The organism is Streptomyces sp. NPDC057654 (assembly GCF_042800135.1).
Lineage (GTDB): Bacteria > Actinomycetota > Actinomycetes > Streptomycetales > Streptomycetaceae > Streptomyces.
Genome location: NZ_JBHVHQ010001105.1, coordinates 1 through 2,378 on the forward strand (window position 1 = coordinate 1; position 2,378 = coordinate 2,378).

3 protein-coding genes and 1 pseudogene are annotated in these 2,378 nt (G+C 70.9%); 1 reads left to right on the forward strand and 3 read right to left on the reverse strand.

The window, feature by feature from the left end; genetic code table 11:
• Window positions 1–89: 89 nt before the first annotated feature.
• The 3 genes from ACFU99_RS40955 to ACFU99_RS40965 form a co-directional block, all read right to left on the reverse strand.
• Window positions 90–899: a DUF317 domain-containing protein gene (locus ACFU99_RS40955; protein WP_384403081.1), complete on the reverse strand. Its 810-nt coding sequence runs from the start codon at window positions 897–899 to the stop codon at window positions 90–92.
• A 24-nt stretch (window positions 900–923) separates the two neighbouring features.
• Window positions 924–1,214 (reverse strand): hypothetical protein, encoded by a 291-nt coding sequence (locus ACFU99_RS40960; RefSeq protein ID WP_384403075.1) that lies wholly within the window; start codon window positions 1,212–1,214, stop codon window positions 924–926.
• A 109-nt stretch (window positions 1,215–1,323) separates the two neighbouring features.
• Window positions 1,324–1,677: a DUF317 domain-containing protein gene (locus ACFU99_RS40965; protein ID WP_384403078.1), complete on the reverse strand. Its 354-nt coding sequence runs from the start codon at window positions 1,675–1,677 to the stop codon at window positions 1,324–1,326.
• Window positions 1,678–2,142: 465 nt separating this feature from the next.
• Between ACFU99_RS40965 and ACFU99_RS40970 the strand changes: the two are divergent.
• Window positions 2,143–2,378: pseudogene (locus ACFU99_RS40970) on the forward strand (hypothetical protein); the annotation flags it as partial.

Sequence of the window (2,378 nt, forward strand, 5' to 3'; positions counted from 1 at the left end):
CTAGCGTTCAGTGGCCGCGCAACGAGAAGCCCGGCCTCCCCCTTTGGGAAAGGCCGGGCTGCGTCCGCCGGACGGAGGGATCGGAACCGTTAGCTCGCCGGGGCCCGCAGGAGTTGTTCCCGGGTGCTCTCCGGCAGGAGGCGGCGCAGGACCGGTGCGGTCGAGCTGAGGGAGCCGGTGAACGCCGCGACCAGGTCGTGGGGCACGTTGGTGCCGAAGGACACCGTCCACAGGTACGGCCCGCCGAGCACGGGCTCGGCCCACGCCTGCCATCCCGCCAGGCCCGCCTCGTCGGCTCCGGCGGTCAGGGTGCGCGGGTCGGCGTCCTGGATGAGGGACGGCACCTCGCCGAGCCTGATGTGCGAGGTGAACGTGGGGTCCGTCGCTCCCGCGTGGGGCTGGTCGATGTCGCGGAGCCAGCCGTGCGCGGCGACGGCGTCGAGGACCAGTTCGGGGCCGGCGAGCGGCACGGCGGGCTGGTCGCGGGCGTCGAGCGCGACGAGGAAGTCGGCCATCGCCTCACCGGGAACGTCAGAGGTGAAGTAGGCCGACCATCCGGCGAGCGGACTGCTCGTGTCCGCGCGGGCGCAGACCTGCCAGGCGATCGGCAGGTCTCCCAGGTAGAACGGTTCGTCCGCCAGGACCCACTGGGCCCAGCCCAGGGCGTCGGGGCTCAGGTGCAGGACGGTGCTGCGCAGGACCTGGCGGTCCTCCGGCGCCTCGTCCGGCTCACGGCGTCCGCGGACGATCGTCAGGCTCGTCCAGCCGAGGCCGGCGAGCGCATCGGCGACGACGTCGTAGAGGCGTCCGTCGTCACCGGCCAGGTGCCGGGGGCCGACCCAACACGCGTCGTGGAGGCTGGAGGTGGTGGACGGGTCGAGCGGGAAGTCGGGGGGCAGGGTGCCTCCTAGATCTGTGCGGTGCTACGCGCCGCCGGCAGTGCGCCGGGGGCGGCGCGGGGGCGGCTGGACCGGGCTGTGCCAGGCCAGGGCGACGGCGGCCTCGGGCGGCAGATGGCCGAGCTGTGTGTCCGCGTCCCGTCCTTCGGCGAGGTAGACGGCGGTCTGGCCGGTCTCGTCCATGCACTGCACGACCTGTGCGAGGTGGTGCGCCATCGGGAAGAAGGGGTTCATCGCCTGCCGTACCGGAGCGCTCCGGTCGCAGGCGGACAACAGGTCGATGAGATCGCCGACGGTCAACTCCGTGTGAGCCACGGGCAGCCTCCTTGTACGAGGGACGCAGTGAGGGGCGGCCCGGGATGCCGCCGGGATGCTGAGAGCAGCCTCTGGTGACAGGCTCCCCGGCTCGACCGGCCTCCAGGGGTTAGCGGTGCCAGGAGGTTTCCAGCACGCGCGCCACGGCGGCGGCGACGATGTCGGCCGGCGTCTCGGTGTCGAAGGACAGGTGGTAGCCGGGGACCTTGGCGGTGCCGGTGACGGCGATCTTCCATCCCTCGCCGTCGGTGCCGGGGCGGCCGAGCGGGAACCAGCCGAGGTAGAAGCGGCCGTCCTTGCTGCTGACGTGCACGTCCGCCCGGTCGTCCACGATCAGGTTGAAGTCCTCGGCGCGGAACTGGTCCATGACGAGAGTGGGCTGGCCGGGGCCGAGCTGCCATTCACGAAGGCGCAGTGCCTCGACGGCGGTGGAGAATCCGGGGCCAACAGGAGCCACGGTCACGAGCAATCACCTCTCTGACCTGGGTATTTCTGCAAGGTCGTCTAAGTTGACATGCTCCGCCCGCGTTGGCCAGACCTTCGTGGGTCTTTCCTGTCTGCCCCCGGCGAACTGCTGGGATCAGCGCACCGCACGGCGCTGCGTCCACCGGTGGGCTGTACCGGATGCTTGTCCATGCGCCCGCGCAGGATCCGCTTGACAACCGCTGCTCCGGGGGAAAGGAATGCGTCACTCTCGGAGGTCCGCTCAGAACCGGCTGGCCTGCACCAATCCATGCATGATGCACGCTATTTGCGGAGATCACGCTCTTGGAGGGGCTTGTTCCGGTCTCTGGGGCCTAGGGGGTTTTGAGTGAACTGACGTGCCTCAGCGGAACTTATGGCAGCTTGTGTGCACTCCAGAGGCCAACGGTGCCTTGGGAGTTCGACTTTCCGTGGGGGGAAGATGCAGCACTCGCGTGCCTTTGGCATGCCGTTACGGCGTGCCCGCAGGCAGACCAGACTCGCCGTCACCGCCGCCGCGGCGGCTCTCACCCTGGGGGCCGGAGCGCTGCCCGCTCTCGCCTCTCCTTCCGGAGCGCGGGCCGCGCACTCGGCCTGGGGGGACCACGGACGTGCCGCGATACCGGAGGTGAAGGCGGGGGCGAACCGGCCCCCGGCCTCCCGGCCGTCCGCCGCGCCCTCCACCCCGGAGCAGGCATGGCG